The sequence below is a fragment of the Campylobacter sp. Cr9 genome (assembly GCF_020138295.1).
Taxonomy (GTDB): domain Bacteria; phylum Campylobacterota; class Campylobacteria; order Campylobacterales; family Campylobacteraceae; genus Campylobacter_E.
In genome coordinates this window covers 1-2,071 of sequence record NZ_JACGBH010000031.1, presented here as the reverse complement: position 1 = coordinate 2,071, position 2,071 = coordinate 1, and the positions used below count along the sequence as shown (strand labels likewise).

The following is a 2,071-nucleotide window of genomic DNA, read 5'->3' as shown; positions in this document are numbered from 1 at the left end:
AAACTCTAAAAGAATTTGGATTAGGAATTAAGAATTAAAACTTATATGAAAAACCAATGTTTCCTTTTAGTTCTTTATCTGAGTTAGTGTATAGATTGCTTCCTAGGTCTATATTAAATGAAGCATTAGGGCTTAGTTTATAATCAACCCCGAAATTAATTCCTACACTAGTATCGCCTTTACTTCCATCTACTTTGTTTTGTATTTTAAGTTCATCAATGAAGATTAAATCAGGCTTGTGGTTTAATTCTTTGCTAAGTCCTACTGCTAAATACGCATCAAATACATTAGGCACTTTAAATCCACCTTCTAAAGCAACTCCTAATTCATGCTTTAACTGACTATCTCCTTTTAATACTAAACCTTCTTGATTAATTGCAGTTGGTTTATATGAAGTTAGATGATATTTTAAGCTAGGTTCGAAATATACCTTATCTCCAAATCTAACACCACTCTCAATACTTGCTTCATATACATTGTGGCTTTTATTAGCTTTTACATCTAGCATTTTTGCTTCATAAGAGCTTGCGATATTGTGATAGAAAGCATTAGCACCTATAAAAACATTATTATTAAACTTATTTAGTGCATAAATTCCAAACCCTTTAGAATCAGCATCTGAGCTTAAATTACCTTTAGTCTCAGCTCTACCAACACTAGCAGCTAAACCTAGAGTTAAATCTGAATTATTAAACTCATGAGTCTTATCAATTCCAACGCTCATATTTTTATAGCGAATTGCGTTGTATTCATACTTTGCATAGCCCATTTGATTATCAAGCCAAAAACCATTGCCTAATTTATAATCTTTTAAAGCTCTAAATCTTTTACTTAAAGTATTGTTTTTAGTTCTAATTATATAATCAGGGCTTGTTAGAATGAACTTAGCTGTATCTATTGCTTCTTTATCAAACTCAGTAGGTTTAAACATATCGCCAACTTCTACTTCAAGGCTTGTTAGATTATAATTATTGTTTGCACCATTTGCTATGTTAGTGCTATCTGTTCCGCTTATTACATTGTCTATGTTTGTATTATTTACTAAGTCTTCTCCACTAACTCCAACACTCCAAACATAACTACCATTAATATCACTAAAGTGCTTGTATTTATCTACTAATTCATACATTGCTAACTTTGATTTATAAGTAACTTTAAAGAAGTCTTCTCCTATGCTTGAAGTTGCAGCTGCTGTTACTACGCCTCCGGTAGGTGTGCTTTGTTTAATGATGGCAACAGGAACGAAACCTTGTGTTAAATTACTTAAATTTGTATTAGCTAATTGAATTCTATTTCCACCGCCAATTGCACCTTCTCTAGCAATTATAGCTCCACTATATCCTTTATATAAAGAATCATCTTCTCCAAATCCATTTCCGTAGATGTAAAATGTCGTATTTGTAGCATTTAAAGTATTAGTTGCAACTTGACCATGAATGCTTGACTTGCTTGTATTTAGTTTATCAGCTCTTATACCGCCTTTAATGGTTGAATTATCTACATTATAAGTATTTCCTTTAGTAATGTTTGCATCATAAACTTTAGCAGCCGCATCACTAGCACCTGTTAATAAAGAACTTACATTAGCACTATTTTTAATAGTTGCTGTGTTTGCACTAATTTTATTAGAAGTTACATTGATATTATCAATTACTAATCCGGTAGTTACATTAATATCATTTGCTGTTATATCTTTACTAGCACCTTTATTTGCATTGTATAAGAAATCAGCACTATTTGCATTAACTATATTAAACTTGTTTCCTTGATATGCAGTAAGCTTATTATCAACATTAAGCATTCCATTAAATGTGCTATTATCTACTTCTGCATTATTGCTTACTTTTGTATCGCCTTTATAAGTAGCATTGCTACTATTTCTTATATCGCTTAGGCTTACATCTTTTTCATAGGTTACTTGATTAGTGAATAAATCCCCTGTACCTGTAATAACTGATGAGATTGTTCCATTATTTACATAGATTTCGCCGTGGTTTTCAATATCTCCTGTGATTTGCGAACCACCTTCTATTATCGCTACGTTTTTATCTGTTTCTAGCGTTAGATTGCC

Annotated in this window: 1 protein-coding gene; it reads right to left on the bottom strand. The window is 31.5% G+C overall.

Features of this window, described 5'->3' with window-relative positions:
- Nucleotides 1-34: 34 nt before the first annotated feature.
- The coding region (locus AVANS14531_RS09070; RefSeq protein WP_336612152.1) for an autotransporter outer membrane beta-barrel domain-containing protein at nucleotides 35-2,071 on the bottom strand (2,037 nt) is incomplete at its 5' end.